The 19,136-nt window shown below is 33.9% G+C and carries 24 protein-coding genes; 19 read left to right on the top strand and 5 right to left on the bottom strand.

Annotated elements, in window-relative coordinates:
* Positions 1-84: 84 nt before the first annotated feature.
* The 6 genes from D8M06_RS00600 to D8M06_RS00570 all read left to right on the top strand — a co-directional run bounded on the left by D8M06_RS00600 (position 85) and on the right by D8M06_RS00570 (position 5,339).
* On the top strand, positions 85-384 hold the full coding sequence (locus tag D8M06_RS00600; protein ID WP_158591717.1) for an ArsR/SmtB family transcription factor: 300 nt from the start codon (positions 85-87) through the stop codon (positions 382-384).
* Between the two features lie 11 nt (positions 385-395).
* Entirely contained in the window at positions 396-1,307 is a 912-nt protein-coding gene (locus D8M06_RS00595; RefSeq protein ID WP_121202418.1) for a cation diffusion facilitator family transporter, read from the top strand.
* Between the two features lie 229 nt (positions 1,308-1,536).
* The gene (locus tag D8M06_RS00590; protein ID WP_121202417.1) at positions 1,537-2,391 is read left to right on the top strand and encodes a metallophosphoesterase; all 855 of its coding nucleotides are present in this window, start codon (positions 1,537-1,539) and stop codon (positions 2,389-2,391) included.
* Positions 2,392-2,643: 252 nt separating this feature from the next.
* Positions 2,644-3,222, top strand: coding sequence for an SCO family protein (locus tag D8M06_RS00585; RefSeq protein ID WP_121202416.1), 579 nt, complete (start codon positions 2,644-2,646; stop codon positions 3,220-3,222).
* Between the two features lie 128 nt (positions 3,223-3,350).
* Positions 3,351-3,827, top strand: coding sequence for a YkyB family protein (locus D8M06_RS00580; RefSeq protein ID WP_121202415.1), 477 nt, complete (start codon positions 3,351-3,353; stop codon positions 3,825-3,827).
* Between the two features lie 606 nt (positions 3,828-4,433).
* Positions 4,434-5,339: a DMT family transporter gene (locus D8M06_RS00570; RefSeq protein ID WP_121202413.1), complete on the top strand. Its 906-nt coding sequence runs from the start codon at positions 4,434-4,436 to the stop codon at positions 5,337-5,339.
* Between the two features lie 68 nt (positions 5,340-5,407).
* Here D8M06_RS00570 and D8M06_RS00565 read toward each other — a convergent pair whose 3' ends face one another.
* Both D8M06_RS00565 and D8M06_RS00560 read right to left on the bottom strand, forming a co-directional pair.
* Positions 5,408-5,572, bottom strand: a complete 165-nt coding sequence (locus D8M06_RS00565; RefSeq protein ID WP_121202412.1) for an FbpB family small basic protein — start codon at positions 5,570-5,572, stop codon at positions 5,408-5,410.
* Between the two features lie 524 nt (positions 5,573-6,096).
* A complete protein-coding gene (locus D8M06_RS00560; RefSeq protein WP_121202411.1) occupies positions 6,097-6,261 on the bottom strand; it encodes an aspartyl-phosphate phosphatase Spo0E family protein in 165 nt (54 codons plus the stop codon).
* A 203-nt stretch (positions 6,262-6,464) separates the two neighbouring features.
* Here D8M06_RS00560 and lepB point away from each other — a divergent pair, with 203 nt between their 5' ends.
* The 4 genes from lepB to D8M06_RS00540 all read left to right on the top strand — a co-directional run bounded on the left by lepB (position 6,465) and on the right by D8M06_RS00540 (position 10,516).
* A complete protein-coding gene (lepB, locus tag D8M06_RS00555) occupies positions 6,465-6,986 on the top strand; it encodes a signal peptidase I (RefSeq protein WP_241558807.1) in 522 nt (173 codons plus the stop codon).
* An 891-nt stretch (positions 6,987-7,877) separates the two neighbouring features.
* On the top strand, positions 7,878-9,035 hold the full coding sequence (locus tag D8M06_RS00550; protein WP_121202409.1) for a zinc ribbon domain-containing protein: 1,158 nt from the start codon (positions 7,878-7,880) through the stop codon (positions 9,033-9,035).
* A gap of 29 nt (positions 9,036-9,064) precedes the next feature.
* Positions 9,065-10,198 carry a S1C family serine protease gene (locus tag D8M06_RS00545; protein WP_121202408.1) on the top strand — a complete coding sequence of 378 codons (1,134 nt, stop codon included), beginning with the start codon at positions 9,065-9,067 and terminating at the stop codon, positions 10,196-10,198.
* A 201-nt stretch (positions 10,199-10,399) separates the two neighbouring features.
* On the top strand, positions 10,400-10,516 hold the full coding sequence (locus tag D8M06_RS00540) for a YjcZ family sporulation protein (protein ID WP_085992537.1): 117 nt from the start codon (positions 10,400-10,402) through the stop codon (positions 10,514-10,516).
* Between the two features lie 601 nt (positions 10,517-11,117).
* Here D8M06_RS00540 and D8M06_RS00535 read toward each other — a convergent pair.
* Positions 11,118-12,482 (bottom strand): TrkH family potassium uptake protein, encoded by a 1,365-nt coding sequence (locus tag D8M06_RS00535; RefSeq protein WP_121202407.1) that lies wholly within the window; start codon positions 12,480-12,482, stop codon positions 11,118-11,120.
* A gap of 125 nt (positions 12,483-12,607) precedes the next feature.
* Positions 12,608-12,922 carry a YwpF family protein gene (locus D8M06_RS00530; RefSeq protein ID WP_121202406.1) on the bottom strand — a complete coding sequence of 105 codons (315 nt, stop codon included), beginning with the start codon at positions 12,920-12,922 and terminating at the stop codon, positions 12,608-12,610.
* A gap of 122 nt (positions 12,923-13,044) precedes the next feature.
* Between D8M06_RS00530 and D8M06_RS00525 the strand changes: the two genes are divergently transcribed.
* Positions 13,045-13,791: a hypothetical protein gene (locus D8M06_RS00525; protein WP_121202405.1), complete on the top strand. Its 747-nt coding sequence runs from the start codon at positions 13,045-13,047 to the stop codon at positions 13,789-13,791.
* A 14-nt stretch (positions 13,792-13,805) separates the two neighbouring features.
* Entirely contained in the window at positions 13,806-14,552 is a 747-nt protein-coding gene (gene nfsA / locus D8M06_RS00520) for an oxygen-insensitive NADPH nitroreductase (RefSeq protein ID WP_121202404.1), read from the top strand.
* A 34-nt stretch (positions 14,553-14,586) separates the two neighbouring features.
* On the opposite strand, the gene D8M06_RS00515 is transcribed toward nfsA, so the two are convergent.
* Positions 14,587-15,027: a hypothetical protein gene (locus D8M06_RS00515; protein WP_121202403.1), complete on the bottom strand. Its 441-nt coding sequence runs from the start codon at positions 15,025-15,027 to the stop codon at positions 14,587-14,589.
* Positions 15,028-15,219: 192 nt separating this feature from the next.
* Between D8M06_RS00515 and D8M06_RS00510 the strand changes: the two genes are divergently transcribed.
* The 7 genes from D8M06_RS00510 to D8M06_RS00480 all read left to right on the top strand — a co-directional run bounded on the left by D8M06_RS00510 (position 15,220) and on the right by D8M06_RS00480 (position 19,053).
* Positions 15,220-15,423 (top strand): DUF1657 domain-containing protein, encoded by a 204-nt coding sequence (locus tag D8M06_RS00510; RefSeq protein WP_121202402.1) that lies wholly within the window; start codon positions 15,220-15,222, stop codon positions 15,421-15,423.
* A 151-nt stretch (positions 15,424-15,574) separates the two neighbouring features.
* Complete coding sequence (locus tag D8M06_RS00505) at positions 15,575-16,057, top strand: hypothetical protein (protein WP_121202401.1); 483 nt, start codon at positions 15,575-15,577, stop codon at positions 16,055-16,057.
* A gap of 42 nt (positions 16,058-16,099) precedes the next feature.
* Positions 16,100-16,579, top strand: a complete 480-nt coding sequence (spoVAC, locus tag D8M06_RS00500; protein WP_121202400.1) for a stage V sporulation protein AC — start codon at positions 16,100-16,102, stop codon at positions 16,577-16,579.
* Complete coding sequence (gene spoVAD, locus D8M06_RS00495; RefSeq protein WP_121202399.1) at positions 16,579-17,595, top strand: stage V sporulation protein AD; 1,017 nt, start codon at positions 16,579-16,581, stop codon at positions 17,593-17,595. The genes spoVAC and spoVAD overlap by 1 nt, the downstream gene beginning before the upstream one ends.
* The gene (gene spoVAE, locus D8M06_RS00490; protein ID WP_121202398.1) at positions 17,592-17,942 is read left to right on the top strand and encodes a stage V sporulation protein AE; all 351 of its coding nucleotides are present in this window, start codon (positions 17,592-17,594) and stop codon (positions 17,940-17,942) included. Before spoVAD ends, spoVAE begins: the two co-directional genes overlap by 4 nt.
* 28 nt (positions 17,943-17,970) lie before the next feature.
* Positions 17,971-18,171: a DUF1657 domain-containing protein gene (locus D8M06_RS00485; protein WP_121202397.1), complete on the top strand. Its 201-nt coding sequence runs from the start codon at positions 17,971-17,973 to the stop codon at positions 18,169-18,171.
* A gap of 24 nt (positions 18,172-18,195) precedes the next feature.
* Positions 18,196-19,053 (top strand): DUF421 domain-containing protein, encoded by an 858-nt coding sequence (locus D8M06_RS00480; protein WP_121202396.1) that lies wholly within the window; start codon positions 18,196-18,198, stop codon positions 19,051-19,053.
* Positions 19,054-19,136: the final 83 nt, after the last annotated feature.

Here is a 19,136-nt window from a genome sequence, read left to right as displayed (position 1 = left end):
AATAAAACAAAAGACACACATTACATGAATAGTCACATATGTTATAATATGAACATATGTTCATATAGTATAGGGGTGTTATTCATGTTTCAACCAATGAATGAAGATTTAGTGGAAAAAGTCGCACAAACATTTAAAGCTCTGTCAGATCCAACAAGAGTGAAAATATTACACTTACTATATAATAAAGAGTGTTCAGTAAGTGAAATAGCTAATGAGCTGCAAATGAACCAGTCTACCATTTCTCATCAACTGAAGTACTTAAGACAATTGCATCTTGTTAAAAAAAGGAGAGATAAAACAAATTACTTTTATTCTCCGGATGATTATCATGTAATGAATTTATTAGAACAGACCGTAGAGCATACGAAGCATACCGAATAGGAGGTTATCTTATGGGACATCACCATCATGATCATCAACACGCACACAATCACACAACCAATACACGCGTTCTCTTCTGGAGCTTTATTATTATATTCTCCTATATGATTATAGAAGTAATTGGTGGATTACTTACCAACAGTCTGGCATTATTATCCGATGCTGGACATATGTTAAGTGATGCTGCGGCCCTCGGTTTAAGCTTATTTGCATTTAAAATTGGAGAAAAAAAAGCGACACAAGATAAGACATTTGGATATAGACGATTTGAAATTGTAGCAGCCTTCATCAATGGGATTACACTGATAGTTATTTCTATCATTATTTTTTACGAAGCCTATTGGCGTTTTCTTGAACCACCCAGTGTCAATGCAAATATGATGTTTATAGCTAGTATTGGATTGATTGTAAATATTGTTGTTGCTTTTTTATTGCATCGAGGTGATTCAAAGGAAAACCTTAATGTTAGAAGCGCCTTGCTCCACGTAATGGGTGATTTATTAGGATCAGTAGGAGCAATAACTGCAGGTATTCTGATTTTCTTATTCGGATGGAACATCGCAGACCCTATTGCAAGTGTGGTTGTTGCATTTCTGATTATTATTTCAGGTATTAGAGTAACAAAAGAGTCCTTACACATCTTGATGGAAGGAAAGCCTCAGAATGTAAATATTAATCATATTTCCGAAACTATTATGAATGTAAATGGAGTACTTAACGTCCATGACTTACATGTTTGGTCTATTACATCTGAATTTCCTACACTAAGTTGTCACGTAGTTGTGCAAGAATCAATTAATAGAGACAATTTATTGCATGAAATTAATGAATTAATTTATTATCACTTTAATATTGCACATTGCACGATTCAGATGGAAGGCTCCCAGTCAGAAATGATAGAACATTGCTCTTCCTGTGATTAACCCATACTGTTCATAATAAATTATATAAGAATAGAGATTAAATGTTGCATACAATCTAACAATAGAACACACGGATAGAAAGCGGGTCTGTTGATTTCTAAGCTGACACGCTTTCTTTCTTCGTTTAAAATATAATTATTGCCCTGTAATTATCCCGTATACTTACATAGTATACAAAAAATATAAAATAGTCAAACAATTAAGAGGTATATGAGAAAGGTTTGTTTTTATGAATCGACGCACCTTTTTAAAAAGAGGTCTGGGAAGTATCCTTGCTGTGTTGGGTTTAAGTGGTGGTGGTTATTTTTACGCACGAGATTTGGAACCAAATATGTTAAAGATACAAGAAGAAACCATTCAATCAAATGCTATCCCATTACAATTTAAGGATTTTAAAATTGTCCAGTTTTCTGACACACATATAGGTTTTCATTATTCAATCGAACAATTGGATAAGTTAATAGACAAGATTAATTCACTGCATCCAGACATGATTGTTTTCACTGGAGATTTAATCGATAAACCAAATAAATTTAATCAATATAGTCAATTACAGAAAAAACTTGAAAAATTACATGGGAAATATGGTAAATTCTGGATTTACGGCAATCATGATCATGGTGGATATGGTACAGAACTAATTCGAGAAGTAATGGAGTTGTCAGGTTTTACATTATTACAAAATTCGCACACTCTTATTGAAAAAGGACTGGATCGCATTGTTATATCAGGTATCGATGATGTCATGTTAGGAAAGCCTGACATAGATGCTACATTAAGAAATGTTAGCTCAGATCTTTTTACCATATTACTAGCACATGAACCTGATTTTGCAGATAAAGCAATGGAATATCCGGTAAATCTACAATTGTCTGGTCATAGTCATGGTGGACAGGTTAGGTTCCCTTTTATAGGTCATTTATATACTCCGGCCTACGCTGAGAAATACGTACAAGGAAAATATCAACTAAAACAAGATTCGTTTGCATTATATGTTAACAGTGGTATTGGCACAACTCGTCTCCCCTATCGTTTTCTTTGCAGACCAGAATTGCATGTCTATACATTGTCTCACAGAGGTTAAATTAAAACTATTGGGCCCTTTTTCACTCTAACAAACTGTAGATAAAATGATTGGTCTGGATTATATTAATAATCCAGACTATTTGTTATACGGTTCGTATGTACTTATTTGCTCAGACACCGTCATTGAAAATGTTCATAATATCTTCATAACATTTTAACTATGACTTTGTTATTTAAACAGCTAGAATGTTATACTATATATAGTTTTATTTATTTTACATATTGATTCAGCTATGAAAGGAGCATTGTGATGAAGTATGGGAAATTAGTAGTATTAGGTCTCATTTTAATTTTAGTAGCTTGTGGTGGATACCCAATAGAAACAAACATGTCTGAAGATGTAGCGAACTTTGAGTTCACTACTCAGGATAATGAAAAGCTAAGTTTAAGTGATTTAGAAGGTGAATGGTGGATAGCAGATTTTGTTTTTACTAACTGTACAACGGTTTGCCTTCCGATGACGGCTAATATGTCTCAATTGCAAAATAAAATCAAGGAAGAGAACCTAGATGTTCAATTGATTTCCTTTAGTGTCGATCCCGAAAACGATACACCTGAAGTCTTAAAAAACTACGGAGAAAGTTATGAAGCTGATTTTTCAAGCTGGACGTTCTTAACCGGGTACGACTTTGAAACTATTAAAGAATTATCCATCAAATCCTTTAAGAATCTTGTATCTGAACCACCGGAAGGATCTAATCAGGTAACGCACGGCACAAGCTTTTTTTTAGTTAGCCCTGAAGGGGAAGTAGTTAAAAATTACAGTGGTGTAAATTCTAGTGAAATACCTTCGATTATTTCTGACCTCAAAAAAATAAATGAATCTTAAATATTATTAAATCTAAGAAGAACAGCAATAGTTGTTCTTTTTTTTCTTGCACATGGACAAGCTTTGCGATACGATAGACTTGAAAAAGATAATACAAATATTTCTTTTAAAAGGAGGGACAACATGTAATGGAAGAATCTAGAATCTCCTTAGCAGAACTTGCTAAAGCATTGTATACGATTAATCGTCACGCGAAAACCGCTCCCGAACCTAAACATTTATACTATATTAAGAAGGAAACTATTAGCAAATTATTAAAAGAAAAGCGCGCAAACAAGATTGGACTTCACTTTTCTGATCACCCAAAGTTTAGTAATCAGCACTCTACCTTATTAGTTAAAGTTGACGATTATTATTTTCATATCCCCCCAACTAAAGAAGACTTCAAAGAACTTAAACATTTAGGTTCACTTGATCAAAATTATCGAAATCCTCAAACAAAGATGTCTTTATCAAAAGCTAAAAAGATTGTCTATAATTATATAGACTGGAAGCCTGCGAAAAAACAACAATCAGTCAAACGAAGATACACCTCTTCCTATTATACACCCTCATCTCTTGGGAAGATGGAATGGCCACTAACAAAAAAGAGTCGAAAGTTTTGATTTTTCATACTTCTAATACGGTAATCAGATAAAAAAGCCTAGACAATGTCTAAGCTTTTTTTATAGAAGATGTATCATTTTGGAAAAAATTCACGCTTTTGCATTGTATACACATCAGGTTTTCCCTGAAAATCTTTTAAAACCATAGTACAATATTAAACTTAAACCAAACAATGCCAAAACCTGCATTAACATCTCCAGGAGAATGAATAACAACGATGTAATATCCGGTACTAATAATACAACGACAAAAAATAAACTGATAGCTAGCAAACTGCTAACAATATAACTTAGTAACCTCGTAGATCTCAAAGTTACAAACCATTGAACAAAAGGCTTTACTATGAAGTAGATTAAAATTGCACTTAAAAATATGAGGATAAAATACAGATATTCTTCTTTTACACCTAGTGCTGAAAGATGTGAAAATTTAATAAAAAATAGCATTTTTCCTATCATCCCCTAACTAAACCCTACTTCTTTTACTTTTCATTCTGTCCGCAAAATAAAAATCTATACAATTTCCCTTATTAATTTTCAAAGATTTGTTATAATTTCAGATAAAAGATTCATAATGCAACGGAAACGAGAAGGGTTGGGAGATTATTGAATAAAGCATTTATGTACATTATTATTGGGGCAGCATTATGGGGAACTATTGGCTGGTATGTAAAGAACTTATATGATTATGGTTTTACTCCAATGGAAGTTGTAACCTTGAGAGTGTGTACAGCGGCAATTCTATTACTTCTATACATGGCAGTTACTTCACGAAAAAAATTAAAACTGCGTAAGTTACCAGATATTAAATATTTCTTAGGAACTGGAATTATAAGTATCATATTCTTTAACTACTGTTTATTTACGGCAATGGAAATCTCAACCATTCCAATTGCAACTGCATTGCTGTATACCGCCCCAGCGATTGTTTCGATTTTGTCTTACTTTCTTTTTAAAGAGTCCTTTACTAAGAATAAATTATTTGCTCTTATCATTACAATTTTAGGTACTTGCTTAGTAGTAGGCTTAATTCCATTAAATATAGAGATCCTTAGCCTAAGTGGAATTTTATTTGGTTTAGGCTCAGCATTAGGTTATGCGTTGTATAGTATTTTTAGTAAATATGCGCTACAGTATTATTCAAGCCTGACCATTACTACCTATACATTTGTCGTTGCGACTCTAACATTAGTACCCTTCTTCCCTTTTCAGGAAAAGGGATTCCTGCTAGTTAATCCTACTATTCTCCTTTATGCTTTTGGGTTAGGATTTTTACCAACAGCTGCAGCATACATTATTTATACATTTGGACTCCAAAGAACGGAAGCTTCTAAAGCCTCTATCTTATCAACTATAGAACCAGTTGTAGCTACTATTATTGGCATTATGATCTTTAATGAACCATTCAGTTTGATTCAAATGACTGGAATGCTATTTATCATCGGTGCAGTAATATTAGTACAACATAAAGGTAAGAATCAAGATAAGTTACGTCATCGGAACATTAGTTAACGCTTGAATAAATAAAGACAGGAAAGATAATAAAATCTTTCCTGTCTTTTTTATATAGTATGATTTAATTATACATTAACATTTTCATTTTCATCTTCTTTATGAAGATCTAGTAATTTCTTATGTTTTTTCTCCAATCGTAATTCGATTTGATTAATACTGCTTTCATCATCTAATAATTCCTGTTTATTTTGTTTTACTAATTGTTCAAAATTTAATGATTTGGGTCTCATCTGCTACACTCCTTAATATGTTCTAGTTCTATTATACCCTATTTCTTTCAAATATTAAATCAAATTTTTTGAACATTTTATTAAAATATTACAATTCGCAAAAAGGTAGTTTAGTGATTACTTTCGAAAACGTTCACAATGCATGATAATAAAGATGTTACAATGGATTAAGAACTGAGAAGGAATGCATCAGACTTCACTTTTCAAAATATAATTATGAATACATACCATTGAAAATGATAATACCACCTAAATGAGATACATTTCGAAATAATCTGGAATTAACGTATTAAGGAAGTAGTTTGAAGATAGCTATGAAGATTTGAGGGCAAGTATTACCAAAGAATAATAAGGTAAAATTGTGAAGTAAGTGATGGAAGGCAAGGAATGAGATTAGACGTTTCTCAACTTTAGTATTGGGACTATCTAAAAGGAAAAGAGTACAGTAGTTTCTACAACTTTCTTTTCTTTTGATGGAAGGATTGTTCAGAAGGATTTCAATCTAATGTTATTATTAGGAAAAACTAGTTATTCTTTTCCTTTGTTTTTTCATAGAGGTTTAACAGCCTGTCCAGTTCCTGACTAATGGCAACCGATTCTAGGTCTGTGTAGCCTTTACTAAGTGCAACTTTGGTCATTTTCTTTCGCAGATATTCAATTTTAATTAAAAGATTATGGCTGGAATTCATTTTTGGTTACTAAACCTCCTTTGCAAGTCCCTTTTATACTTTAGCACAGGTAATCAGTAATTGACAAGCATTTCTATCAATTTAATTTATTCAGTAAATTATCTGATTTTATATAGGATAAAATTTAATAGTCGATTACTACGTGTGACTATGCTACTATAAGTAATATACTGATATGGGAAGGAATGTCGTTTTTGGCAGAAATAAAAACGAAAAAGAAAAATGAGTGGCTGGAATGGGGAAAGGCAATTATAATTGCTATACTAATCGCTCTGTTTTTACGGACATTTATTTTTGCAACATCTATTGTAGAAGGTGAAAGCATGGGTCCGACTCTTCAAGATGGTGAAAGAGTTATCTTTAATAAACTAGTATATCTAATTGACGAACCTGATCGTGGTGATATTGTTATTATTCAAAGACCAACAAAAAACTATGTAAAAAGAGTTATTGGCTTACCAGGTGAAACCGTTGAAATTAAAGATGGTGAATTACTTATCAATGGTGAAAGATATATCCAAAACTTTCTTACGGAAGAAGCAAAGTTACAAACAAACAATTATGGTCCCGTGACCATTCCTGATGAAAATTACTTTGTTATGGGTGATAATCGAGCAATTAGTAAGGATAGCCGAAATGGACTAGGCCTTATCCTTGAAAGCGAAATTATTGGAAAATCTGAGATCATTATTTTTCCTATTTCAGAATGGGAAAGAACGAAATAATATATGTGCAGAGGGGGCAGTCAAACGACTGTCCCTTCTTTTCTTATTTTTCATTATCTAATATTGAAAAACTTATATTCATTGCAAGAATACCAAAACAAACAATCCCAAAAATTACCTCTAATTCTGTCATGTATCATTCTCCCCTTTCAAGTAAATTAACATGAAATTAACAAAAATGCTCTCCTCTTTATCATATACCATTCACGCACACTAAATAAAGTAATTATATGTTAAAATATTTTATAGAAATACTATTTAAAAAGAAGGTACCTTGTCTAATAGATTTGCTTTTATAGTTAAGTCGTATTTTAACATAGACTGTTGAAAACTTTAATTCAGAATACTGCTAAACATGCGCTACTTGATTTTAACTAGAGTAATTCTATTTACGAGGAACAACTGCCCCAAGCGCGACATTATAGACTATAGCTTTAAAAATATCTAGAGGGTATATCATAGCGGAGGCAGAATACGTAGACTCCTGTGGGAACAGCACGTGTCCGAAGACCCCGCAGGACAAGGAAAGCTTCGTCAGTGAAACATCGCACGCAGAAAAAGTGCTCTTCTTTTTCAAGGAAGTGGTTTTCTTCCGAGGAGGCTGAGGCCGTGCCCGCGGAAAGCAAGTATTCTGCCGGAGCGAATGCCAGCAAAAAACATTCATAAGTGAAAGCGAGGGCTAACTATTCTGAATTAAATAAATCAGGAATCTCTAACAACTCCTACTTAATTAAAAAGCTACAAAACGAATTGGTTGGCGCCTGATAAATATACTCTTAGAATATAAATGACCTAAGTAATAATTATCAAACCCCTCCCTCGTTTTTGCAGACTTTTAAATAATCCCAGAAATGATTATAACTATCAACCTGGATAAATTGAGGTGAAACAATGTATTATTGCCCTAATTGTGGTTCAAGCGTTAAAGAAGACGAACATTTCTGTGTTAATTGCGGGAAGAAACTACCAACAGACATAGATGATCGAATGAACCGAAAGAAACCATTTAATAAATACTGGATTATCCCAATTGTGGTTTCCATTCTAGTAATTTTGACTTTTAGCATAATCCAGCTATTATTACAAAATAGAATCGCTGATGCAAAGGATTTCTACAACTCGGGGGAAGAAAAAGTATTAGAAGGGAATTATGATGAAGCAATTCCTGATTTTGAACAAGCGATTCAACTGCACAGTCATTTTCCCCAAGCACAAATCGCATTAGATTTCGCATCCAATGCAACTAGTATTGAAAAAATGACTGACGATGCAAAAAAACTATCAGATGAACAAGAATTTCAAGAAGCATTAGCAATGCTCAACTCAGCTGAAAATAACTTAAAAAACTATAAAGGCGCTGCTGTTAATGAACTAATTAATCAGATAAAAAATAATCATGATGAAATAAAAATTGCAGAACTATCTAACAATCTAGATAAAAATCCGAGTATTGATGAATTAAAGACACTATTATGGGATGCAGAAGCAGTTGGAAAAAAAGCAGAAGGTATTACAGAGACCATTCGCAGCCAAATTATTGACTACTCTTTCTCAAAGGCTAGTGAACTCATAACTAACAATCACTTCTCAGATGCCTATCTTTTTGTTGAGGATGCTTTAAAATATGCACCAGATTCAGAAAAGCTTAATAGTCTCAAAACAACAATTGATAAAGAAAAAACAGCATTTGAAACAGCCCAGCAAAACAGAATAGAACAAGCAATGACTATTGCACAAGCTGATCAAGAATTCAATGAAACCGATGCTGTTAGTTTAGTTTCTGCGAATACTGAAAAAGATGATAGCGGAAATATCACGGTTGTAGGTGAAGTAGAAAGTGTTGCAACCATACCTATTAATTCAGTGCTAGTAAAATATTCTCTTCTATCAAAAAGTGATACCGAAATTTTATCCAACGAGGTGTTTGTTTATCCTGATACACTTTATCCAGAAGAAAAAGGAAACTTTGAGTTTACCCACTACAAATTAACAGAAAATGTTTCTGATGTAAAACTAAAGGTTGATAAGATTACATGGTACACCGATTAATCAAGCATCATACATTGAGGTGAAACAAAATGCGTCAAAAGAAATCCTACCCTATTTTACTCACCATCATCATTCTTATTATAGGAACCACTGGAGTGATAATAACCATTAATAAATCAAATTCACAATTAATTTCAATTAATAACCCATCCATTAGTGAAGTTACAACAGATAGTAATAATCTAAATTTACAATCGATTGTTCATGAAGCTGAAAAAAATGTCATTCAAATTGAGGGGAAGAACGAATCAAACACGATCACTGGGTCAGGCTTTCTTTATAATAATAAGGGAGATATCATAACCAACGCCCATGTCATAAACGAAGCAGATGTATTGAATGTTCGTACAGCAAATGCGCGAGTCTACCCTGCAGCTGTAGTTGGTATCAGCGAAAAAACGGATATTGCTGTCATTCGTGTTCCACAACTTGCCAGTGAACAATCACTCCCAATAGAAAAAGAGGAAGTTGCTGAGATCGGTGATGAAGTAATAGCACTTGGAAGCCCGCATGGATTTCACAACACGGTAACACTTGGCATCATTTCTGGTAAAGACCGTAATTTCTCTGTAGATGGATTTGACTATAACAATGTCTACCAAATCTCCGCTCCAATTACCCATGGAAATAGTGGAGGACCATTAATTAAACGTGACACTGGGGAAATTATTGGTATAAATTCAGTTGGAACGGAAGATGGTCTTATCGGTTTTAGTATACCTATAGCAGAGGTCATTAATCAAATTGAACAATGGTCTAACGAAGTAAAAAACGATGACCTACAGTTTGCAAGCACTTCAGATATAATTAGTATTCAGAAACCTGATTTGGTATTGGAAGATGCTGAATACGTAGTAAACTATTTCCTAGAGAGTATAACAATGAGAGACTATGTTAGTGCATACGCCCTACTCGGAAGTCCATTACAACTTGAAACTTCTTATGCTGATTTTCGTGATAATTATATAAATATTATTAATCTAAAATACGACGATTTAAAAAGTAATACCAATAAAAACAATATCGAAGTAGCTTTAAGTATAACAGCAGAAAGGAAACTGCAGAAAGATCATGATACAAAAATCGAGACATTCCCAGTTACTTTTGAGATAGGATTTGAGAATGATCAATTAAAAATACTTAAAATTACAAAATCAGATTAATGCATCCTTTTTATGGGTGTTTTTTCTTTTATAGACCATTATGCAACTTAACGTTCGATAAAGCAACAAACCGGACTCCTTGCGTCAAAAACTGTTTTCTTCCATAGAAAATTGCTTTTTTCGTGAAAACTAGTGCAAACGTCCAGACAATTTGTACAGATGTACATATAGTATTATTGAATCAATTTGGGAGGTGAAAGCATGGGCTATTGTGGAGGCTACGGCTACGGTGGTGGCTATGGATATGGAAACAATTTTGCGTTAATTGTGGTGCTTTTTATTCTTTTAATCATCGTAGGAGCAGCGTTTTACTGCTAAATAATACCAAAACAGCTTGTGCTCTTCACTAGGAATAGCACAAGCTGCATTTTGTAAGTTAAAGTTGATAATATTCAATAGGTAGTGACGTACATAATTTATATAGACTGTTGATTAACTTAATTAAAGATAAATGCCTAATGAAGTGCTTTGTCAATTTCCACTTCGGCAGTCGCTTTTCCGCGGGCACGGCCTTAGCCTCCCTCTCCTCGGAAGAAAACCACTTCCTTGAAAAAGAAGAGCCTTTTTCTGCGTGCGATGTTTCGCTGACGAGGCTTTCCTTGTCCTGCGGGGTCTTCAGACACGTGCTTTTCCCGCAGGAGTCGACTGCCCTCCGCTCCAATCAACCAGCTTAATCGTGGTAGGCTGCTTTATTTACATAGATAATAACGTGCAACGGAGCCAAAAGAACCAAACTAGCGAAGGAAATACACGGAGACTCCTGTGGGAGGAAAGGCCTAGGTGAGACCCCGCAGAGCGTCAGCTCGAGGAGGCTCAGCAGCCGCCCACGGAAAGCGCAGTGTATTTCCGTAGCGGGGTTAAGCACTATTCTTAATTAAATAAATCAGGAGTTTCTATCAAACCTTCACCAGTAAGTTATTTATCCTATAATTATCTTCTCTTTTGGATAATGGTAATTCCCATTCTTTTTGTTTGACTTAAACATCAGCAAGAAAGTTAGTATTCCAACTCTACCAATAAACATAAGAATCATAAGTATAACTTTACTTATTGTAGTTAATTCACTTGTAATACCCAATGACAGTCCAACCGTACCGAAAGCAGATGTTATTTCAAAAATGATTTGCATTAAGGAGAATGGTTCTATTTTCATCACAATTAATATCGAGAAGAATACAATAATCCCAGCCATGAAAGTAACTGTTACTGCTTTCGCTAAATCACTTTCGTAAATTTCACGATTAAAGACTCGAATGTTCTTGACTCCACGAGCATAGCTAATTACATAAATTAAAACTAAAGCAAAAGTCGTTGTTCGAATTCCCCCTCCTGCACTACTAGGAGAAGCTCCGATAAACATAAGAAACGACATAAAAAGATGGTTTTCCTCCGTTAGCAATCTGACATCCATTGTTGAGAGACCACCACTTCTAGTTGTTACAGACTGAAATAGGGAATAAAAAAATGATTCATGCCATGTTTTTCCTACAAAGAAGTGGTTTAAATCCAAAAGAAAAATGCCTAATGCCCCAACAACTACTAAACTAAAGAAAGTAAATGTAGTAACCTTGGTAAATAAACTAAATCTTTGAATTTTCCTTTGATGTTTTTTCGCAAATATGTATTCTTTCACTTCAATAAGTACCGGAAATCCTATTGCCCCAAATATAATAAGCAACATATTAATAAATTGTACAAAGTAATCATGACTAAAAGTCCTTAAAGAATCCCCTGTAATATCAAAACCACCATTAGAAATTGCACTAATGGTTCCAAAAAAACCTTGTAAATAAGCGTCCTTTGCAGTTGGAAAGAATTGAAGAAAATAAGTCCCTAGAACTAAAAAACCTATCAATTCAATCATTAATAATACATAAATAATCTGCTTAACCAAACGAACCATTCCTTGAAAACTCGTCTGGTTTTGATCAGTCATAATGAGTCGTCTTTCTTTCAGCCCAATTTTTTTTCCAATTAAAAGCCATAACAACGTTCCTATCGCCATCACACCTACTGCACCAAATTGCAAAATAATGGCTAAAATAATAATACCTGTTGTACTAAGTGTGTCCACGATAGTGATAGTACTTAGTCCCGTTACACTAACAGCGCTTACTGCAGTAAACAGTATATCTATGAAAGCTATATTTACCCCATCTTTATGTGAAACTGGTAATGAAAGCAAAACAGTTGATATAGTGACAGCAAGTAAATAAAAAATAAATAAAATCTGAACAGGCGATAACCTGTTAATCCAATTAATACGTGAATGATATAGTTTCATAATGAACTCCTATTTTTTCCACAATCAAAGTGTGTGTTAATATAAAAATGATTTTAACATAAGTATTGCTACTTGAGCTAAATTTTTTTGTTTTTTCGGTATCACACAACAAGATTATTTATACATCACTTTTCAATATACCCCTTCAATAATACATTGATGTTTTCCCCAATATCATTTACACCTATTACCTGTGATTGGAATAGGACTGAATCATTATCTTCTTTTGTTATTTTCACTCGAGCTCTTATTTCATTGTTTTCTTTGAGGATAGTTTCAAAATAAGCCTTATAAGACTTCTGTATATATGCTTCGATTAACCATTGATCAGGGTATCGATCATCTTCTCTATTAATAATTAATCCATCAATTAGCCGGATCTTTCTATAATCTTCCTTATCGAAAACGATATCTAGCATTTTTAACTTAAATGTTTTCATTTTTTTCCTCCCCAATATTTAGATTGGTAATTTCCGGTGATTTGTATAATAATTTAATCATATTTTTCAAAGTTATTGTATAATTTTAGTGATGTTAAAAGTTTAAAAATAGGAGCGTTGTTATGAAGAAGCTTAAGTTAGCTATTATCCATCTAATTTTTTTTATCGTATTGTCTGCCTGTTCCAACCAGTCCACTCAACCCGTCATTCAGAAAGCAGGTGAAGCGGAAGATGAGAATCTGACAGAACCTGTTATTGTAGAAGAAAAAGTAGATGAACAAGAAATAAATGAATTCATAGAATTTCAAGTGAATAATGATGTCCTCAGATTAAACTTAAAAGCAGTTCCTATTCTAGAACAATATCTAATGGCAGTGAAAAATCCAAGTCAGTCTGTAGAAGAGATGCAAATATACAACTTCGACATTAATAATCAAGAAATTTTACTCCTCGAGTTCTCTTGTAATGAAAATTCTTGTTCGTACCTGCTTATTAATCAGGCTGATGACAATCAATCTTATCTCGTTGCTGATTTGGCCAAATTTGAAAATATTTCTTTATCACCAGATCAATCTAGATTCTTATTAAAATTTAGTCGCACCAAAACATCTTCTGAGACTTCTTATTTTGTACATGATATCATGGTTGTGGATATGGATTCATGGTCCATACTAGATGTACGTTCAAAGACAGAAGCAGTGGTGTTAAATTATACTCGGCCAATCAATGCTATGGAATGGTTAGATAATGAAACAATTTCTTTAACTACACCAGATATGATTTCTTCAGGAGAAAATATCGATTCTAACCCCATTGATGTAACACCAGACAATTTGACAATCGAAATATTATACATTGAACAAAACTAAAGGAGAGTTGATGAATGAATACTACGATTGAGACAATCTTAAATCACCGTTCCATCCGTAAATTTAAGGATGAAAAACTAACAAAAAATCAAATCCATACATTAGTTAAATCAGCACAACAGGCCTCAACTTCCAGTTTCGTTATGGCTTATACCATTATCGGCGTGACAGATGAAAAATTAAAAGAAGAGCTGCAGAAAGTATCTGGACATCCTCAAGTTACAAATAATGGACATTTATTTATGTTCTGTGGTGATTTGCACCGAGTACAATTAGTTGCAGATGATAACGAATTAGAAAATATGAAAGAAAGCATTGAAAGTACGGAGCAGTTTATTGTGACCACAATAGATGCATCATTAGCTGCTCAAAACTTAGCCATCGCCGCTGAATCCATGGAGTTAGGCATATGTTACTTAGGCAGTATTCGAAACGATATTAATCGAGTTAGTGAATTATTAAATCTACCAGACCATGTTGTTCCGTTGTTCGGAATTGCTGTTGGTTATCCTGATGATAACCCTGAAATAAAACCACGTTTCCCACTAGATATTGTTTATCATGAAAATCAGTATGCAAACGATGAGGAACAACGTCAATTGCTATCTGATTTCGATATTGAACTAAAAGCTTATTATGAAAAACGCTCAACAAATCGCCGAGTTGATACTTGGAAGGATCAAATGATTAGAAAATATACAAAATCACTACGTATGGATGTTACCTCCTTTGTTCAAAATAAAAATCTGAATAAACGTTAAAGAATCAGAGGTTAATCCCTCTGATTTTTTTTAGTTAATTAAACCTTAATGTTTCCACATGTTCAATATTTACTGGTTCACCATCTGCTAAAAATTTTGCCTTTACATATAAATTCTTTTCTCCTTTTCCCTCTGTTGAAAGCGTAACAGGCTCCTGATAGTATATACTTCCTTTCTGTAAATATTTAGGCACCATGCTTCCAGTGAAATCATGATTTTTTGTTTGTAAGGAAATGGAGACAAGGGGAGTTTGATGCTCTATACGAATTGACTCATCCCCAACGTATTGAAGGGAGTGGTGTATTTTAATGCCATTATCTCCCCTCTCCACTTTCATATGTAATATAAAATCGTCCAATTTCTTCTCTATGGACTTTTCTTTATCTAGTCTAGTCACTTCTCCTTGAGCCGAAGCAAAAATATAAACGAAAAACACAAGAAATAAAATAAATACAATGATAATCATTTTTTTCATTCTCTATTCCTCCCGATATTGCCCCCTATTAATAAGACGGATATGACATGGGAAATGTTTCAAATTTATGGATATTTGTTTCGATTCGTTTAATGAAAATTTACTCCGATTATCTTAGGAAAATAATAGAAAGTATAATTCAGCTTATTAAATCTAAAACTTATAACGATAAAGATCAAAGGAGGAATTCACTTGACAGTTGCAACACAGGTTAAACAGACAATCGCTGGTTTAAAGAGTGCACAAGCAAGTTTTGAACAATTTGCTTTACAAACAGAAAATAAACAAGCGAAACAATTATACCAAAGTGCTGCTCAACAAACACAAGCAATTTTACAAAGTGTAGAACCAAGAATGCAGCAAATAGAACAGGAAGAACCTCAATATAAACAATAAAAGTTATTCATAAAGAGAGGTTGGGACAAAAGAATTTATTTGAAAAAAACGTTTTCGACGCTCACTTTTGTGTTATTCGTTTTTTTCATTTAAAAACTTTAAAGATGTCCCTGCCTCCCTACATAATCATAAGCGAAACGGGGGTTTACGTATGTTGGAAAAAAATAATTTAATGCTTATTATTTTTGTACTTGTCCTACTATCGGCTTGTGGTAATGGAACAGCCAGTGATAATTCTAGTAATACCAATCAAAATAATAAGCAACAAACAGTCGAAATTAATAATATCTCTGCTAATAAATTAATTGATCAGGAGCCATCCAATAAGGCTAAAGATATTCTAAAAAAGCATGATGAAGTGACCGGTATTAAAGGAGCGAACACTTCCAATAAACTAATTATCGCTGTTCAAATCAAACATAACAAACGATTTCAATTATCCAAAATCAAGAAAGAACTGTCTAAAGAACTAAAAGAGAACTTCAAAAACTTTCATGTTGAACTAACAATCGATAAAAAAATTTATTTGGAATTAGAGAAATTAGAGGAAAAAATACAATCCAATTCCATAAAACCCGGAAAACTAGGAAAGGAAATAGACCGTATAACTAAGTTGTCTAAAGAAAAGACATAATTGATGATGCTAGATAACTTCAATTAGAAAGAGTGAAAACAAATGTCAAATAATAAGAAAAAGAATTTACCACCACAAGCACAAGAGTATCAATCCTTCCAACAAGAACGGGAAGTAAAAAGACCAGTGCTAAAAAATTGTATAAAAGCCTTTTTAGTTGGAGGTTCTATTTGCTTAATAGGTCAAGTAATAACAACATTCTATATCTACTATTTCAACTTTACCGAACAAACAGCTGGAAATCCAACGGTAGCGACCCTAATTTTTCTCACCATGTTACTAACTGGTTTGGGCGTTTATGATCGGATAGGCCAATTTGCAGGAGCCGGTACAGCTGTTCCTGTTACCGGATTCGGGAACGCAGTTATATCTGCTGCTATTGAGCACCGTACGGAAGGTTTCATTTTAGGTGTTGGTAGCAGCATGTTCAAAGTTGCGGGACCAGTTATTGTTTATGGAGTGTTTTCTGCATTTGTAGTGGCACTTATTAAAACCATTCTTATAAAATGGGGTGGATTATAATGCTAAATGGGCATCAAACCTGGATATTTCAGAATAAACCCGTCATTATCAATACAGGAACAGTTGGAGGCCCTTTTGAAGCAAAAGGGAATATTCCAAAAGCCTTCGATATCCTACACGAAGATATGTGGTTAAAGCAAGAGTCCTTTGAAAAAGCACAACAAGTAATGATGGAAGAAGCATGTCAAGTTGCCATTAAGAAAAGTACCATTGAGAAGGAACAAGTTCAATTTTTCATAAGCGGTGACCTTACCAATCAAATTACACCTACAACCTTAGCAGCTAGAAAAATGGGACTTCCCTATTTTGGATTATTTAATGCTTGTGCTACCTCTACGGAAAGCTTAGCTTTGTCAGCTGCAATTATTAATGGAAACGGTGCAAACTATATTCTTAGTGGTGTCTCAAGTCATAATGCAGCAGCAGAAAAACAATTTCGCTATCCTACGGAATATGGTGGTCAAAAACCTCCTACAGCCCAATGGACTGTAACTGGTGCTGGATGTGCATTAGTTGCCAAGGACGGAGAAGGGCCTGTAATTACCTCCGCTACGATTGGAAAAATAGTAGATATGGGGATGACGGACCCTTTTAATATGGGTGGGGCTATGGCACCAGCAGCAGTAGATACTATAGAAACACATTTGAAAGAAAGAAATATTGATCACACGTACTATGACTTAATTATTACTGGTGATTTAGCGCATATTGGTAGAGAGGTATCATTAGACCTTCTGCATAAACGAGGTATTGAGATTCCTGAAGAAAAATATGTAGACTGCGGTTTAACAATATATAGGGAAGATCAACCTGTTCTAGCTGGAGCAAGCGGACCAGCTTGTTCTGCAATTGTAACGTATGGACATTTCTTAGACTTAATGAAACAAGGTGAATTGAACCGTATTCTGGTTGTAGCTACCGGCTCACTTCACTCTCCATTGAGTGTAAATCAAGGTGATTCTATACCTTGTATTGCTCATGCAGTATCTATAGAGACAGGAAGTGATAACCTATGATTTTCTTCTGGGCATTTGTTATTGGGGGACTCATTTGTGTTATCGGGCAAATTATGTTTGATGTCTTCAAACTCTCCCCTGCCCATACATTAACCACCCTAGTTGTACTAGGGGCTATTCTTGATGGATTCGGCCTCTATGAACCTTTGATTGATTTTGCGGGAGCAGGTGCTACTGTCCCTATAACAAGCTTCGGAAATAATTTAGTTCATGGTGCTCTGGAGGAAGCAAAGCAACATGGCATTATTGGGGTAGTCACTGGTATGTTTGAAGTAACCAGTTCGGGTATATCAGCAGCTATAATTTTTGGAGTAATTGGTGCATTATTATTTAAACCTAAAGGATAAAATTTTACTGATAAAGGAGTATCTTCTGATGACGGTAGGATCACAAGTAAAAACTTGCTATGCATCCATTAAAAATATTGAAGCAAGTTTACAGATATTGGAAAATAAAGCACAACACGCGGAAGCCCAAAAAGCATATAAAGAGGCAAAAGAAATTATGAAAGACATAAAAGGTGACCTCGGCAAGCAAGTTATTTACCTTACACAAGAAGAACCTCAATACAAATAATAATCAGAAAGGATATGAATTTATATGCCAGATTGGATAGTGGTGATTTTAAAATCTCTTACACTAATCGTCGTTTTATTCACTTTCACAAAATTGCTCGGAACCAAACATATATCACAAATGAATATTTTTGAATATATATCTGGTGTTGTATTAGGGGGGATAGTAGCCATTCATACGTTTGATCCTCAAGCTAACATCTTTCATGCAATTCTTGCGCTATTCATTTGGTTTATTATCCCTTTTGGCGTAGAAAAAATCACCTTAAAAAGTAAAGCATTTCGCAATTTTACCGAGGGAAAAAGTACCGTCTTCATTCAAGATGGTAAAATTATGGAAGACAATTTGAAAAAAGAAGGATATTCAACAGATGACTTACTTGAGAAGTTGAGGGAAAGAGATATTTTTTTAGCATCTGATGTTGAGTTTGCTGTACTTGAACCTAATGGATCCGTAAATGTGTTACCAAAAAGAGAAAATCGCCCTCTTACAGCCAAAGATTTGGGAATCCCATTAGCTCCACAAAAAGAACCACAAACTATTATTATGGATGGCAAAGTTATGAATGAGTCCCTTTCAAATCTTAACCTAAATTTAAAATGGTTAGAAACGGAACTCGAAAAGCTTAATGTAAGTATTGAAAATGTTTTCCTTGGACAAGCAGACACAGATGGACAATTATATGTAGACTTATTTGATGACAGTTTAGCAGTCCCTTCCCCAACCGAAAAACCATTATTACTTGCAACGATGAAAAAATGTCAAGCAGACTTAGAATTATTTTCTTTATCTACTGACAATCAAGCGTCCAAACAAATGTACGAACATAATAGCAAAAAATTACAGGAAGCAATAGATAAAATCGAAGCTTACCTAACATAGGGACTGTCATCATCTTTAAGAGACGGCCCTATTTCTTTTCTTACAGAGGTTGTTCAACATACACTTACATAATTATTAGAGTT

The organism is Oceanobacillus halophilus (assembly GCF_003628505.1).
Classification (GTDB): Bacteria; Bacillota; Bacilli; order Bacillales; family Amphibacillaceae; genus Oceanobacillus; species Oceanobacillus halophilus.
The sequence above is the reverse complement of the archived record's forward strand: the minus strand, read 5'-3'. Positions and strand labels throughout refer to the sequence as shown.

What these genes read in the sequence shown, in the direction of transcription:
- D8M06_RS00600 (WP_158591717.1), top strand. Translation starts at nt 85, where the DNA reads ATGTTTCAACCAATGAATGAAGATTTAGTGGAAAAAGTCGCACAAACA.
- D8M06_RS00595 (WP_121202418.1), top strand. Translation starts at nt 396, where the DNA reads ATGGGACATCACCATCATGATCATCAACACGCACACAATCACACAACC.
- D8M06_RS00590 (WP_121202417.1), top strand. Translation starts at nt 1,537, where the DNA reads ATGAATCGACGCACCTTTTTAAAAAGAGGTCTGGGAAGTATCCTTGCT.
- D8M06_RS00585 (WP_121202416.1), top strand. Translation starts at nt 2,644, where the DNA reads ATGAAGTATGGGAAATTAGTAGTATTAGGTCTCATTTTAATTTTAGTA.
- D8M06_RS00580 (WP_121202415.1), top strand. Translation starts at nt 3,351, where the DNA reads ATGGAAGAATCTAGAATCTCCTTAGCAGAACTTGCTAAAGCATTGTAT.
- D8M06_RS00565 (WP_121202412.1), bottom strand. Translation starts at nt 5,572, where the DNA reads ATGAGACCCAAATCATTAAATTTTGAACAATTAGTAAAACAAAATAAA.
- D8M06_RS00560 (WP_121202411.1), bottom strand. Translation starts at nt 6,261, where the DNA reads ATGAATTCCAGCCATAATCTTTTAATTAAAATTGAATATCTGCGAAAG.
- D8M06_RS00550 (WP_121202409.1), top strand. Translation starts at nt 7,878, where the DNA reads ATGTATTATTGCCCTAATTGTGGTTCAAGCGTTAAAGAAGACGAACAT.
- D8M06_RS00545 (WP_121202408.1), top strand. Translation starts at nt 9,065, where the DNA reads ATGCGTCAAAAGAAATCCTACCCTATTTTACTCACCATCATCATTCTT.
- D8M06_RS00540 (WP_085992537.1), top strand. Translation starts at nt 10,400, where the DNA reads ATGGGCTATTGTGGAGGCTACGGCTACGGTGGTGGCTATGGATATGGA.
- D8M06_RS00535 (WP_121202407.1), bottom strand. Translation starts at nt 12,482, where the DNA reads ATGAAACTATATCATTCACGTATTAATTGGATTAACAGGTTATCGCCT.
- D8M06_RS00530 (WP_121202406.1), bottom strand. Translation starts at nt 12,922, where the DNA reads ATGAAAACATTTAAGTTAAAAATGCTAGATATCGTTTTCGATAAGGAA.
- D8M06_RS00525 (WP_121202405.1), top strand. Translation starts at nt 13,045, where the DNA reads ATGAAGAAGCTTAAGTTAGCTATTATCCATCTAATTTTTTTTATCGTA.
- nfsA (WP_121202404.1), top strand. Translation starts at nt 13,806, where the DNA reads ATGAATACTACGATTGAGACAATCTTAAATCACCGTTCCATCCGTAAA.
- D8M06_RS00515 (WP_121202403.1), bottom strand. Translation starts at nt 15,027, where the DNA reads ATGAAAAAAATGATTATCATTGTATTTATTTTATTTCTTGTGTTTTTC.
- D8M06_RS00505 (WP_121202401.1), top strand. Translation starts at nt 15,575, where the DNA reads ATGTTGGAAAAAAATAATTTAATGCTTATTATTTTTGTACTTGTCCTA.
- spoVAC (WP_121202400.1), top strand. Translation starts at nt 16,100, where the DNA reads ATGTCAAATAATAAGAAAAAGAATTTACCACCACAAGCACAAGAGTAT.
- spoVAD (WP_121202399.1), top strand. Translation starts at nt 16,579, where the DNA reads ATGCTAAATGGGCATCAAACCTGGATATTTCAGAATAAACCCGTCATT.
- spoVAE (WP_121202398.1), top strand. Translation starts at nt 17,592, where the DNA reads ATGATTTTCTTCTGGGCATTTGTTATTGGGGGACTCATTTGTGTTATC.
- D8M06_RS00485 (WP_121202397.1), top strand. Translation starts at nt 17,971, where the DNA reads ATGACGGTAGGATCACAAGTAAAAACTTGCTATGCATCCATTAAAAAT.
- D8M06_RS00480 (WP_121202396.1), top strand. Translation starts at nt 18,196, where the DNA reads ATGCCAGATTGGATAGTGGTGATTTTAAAATCTCTTACACTAATCGTC.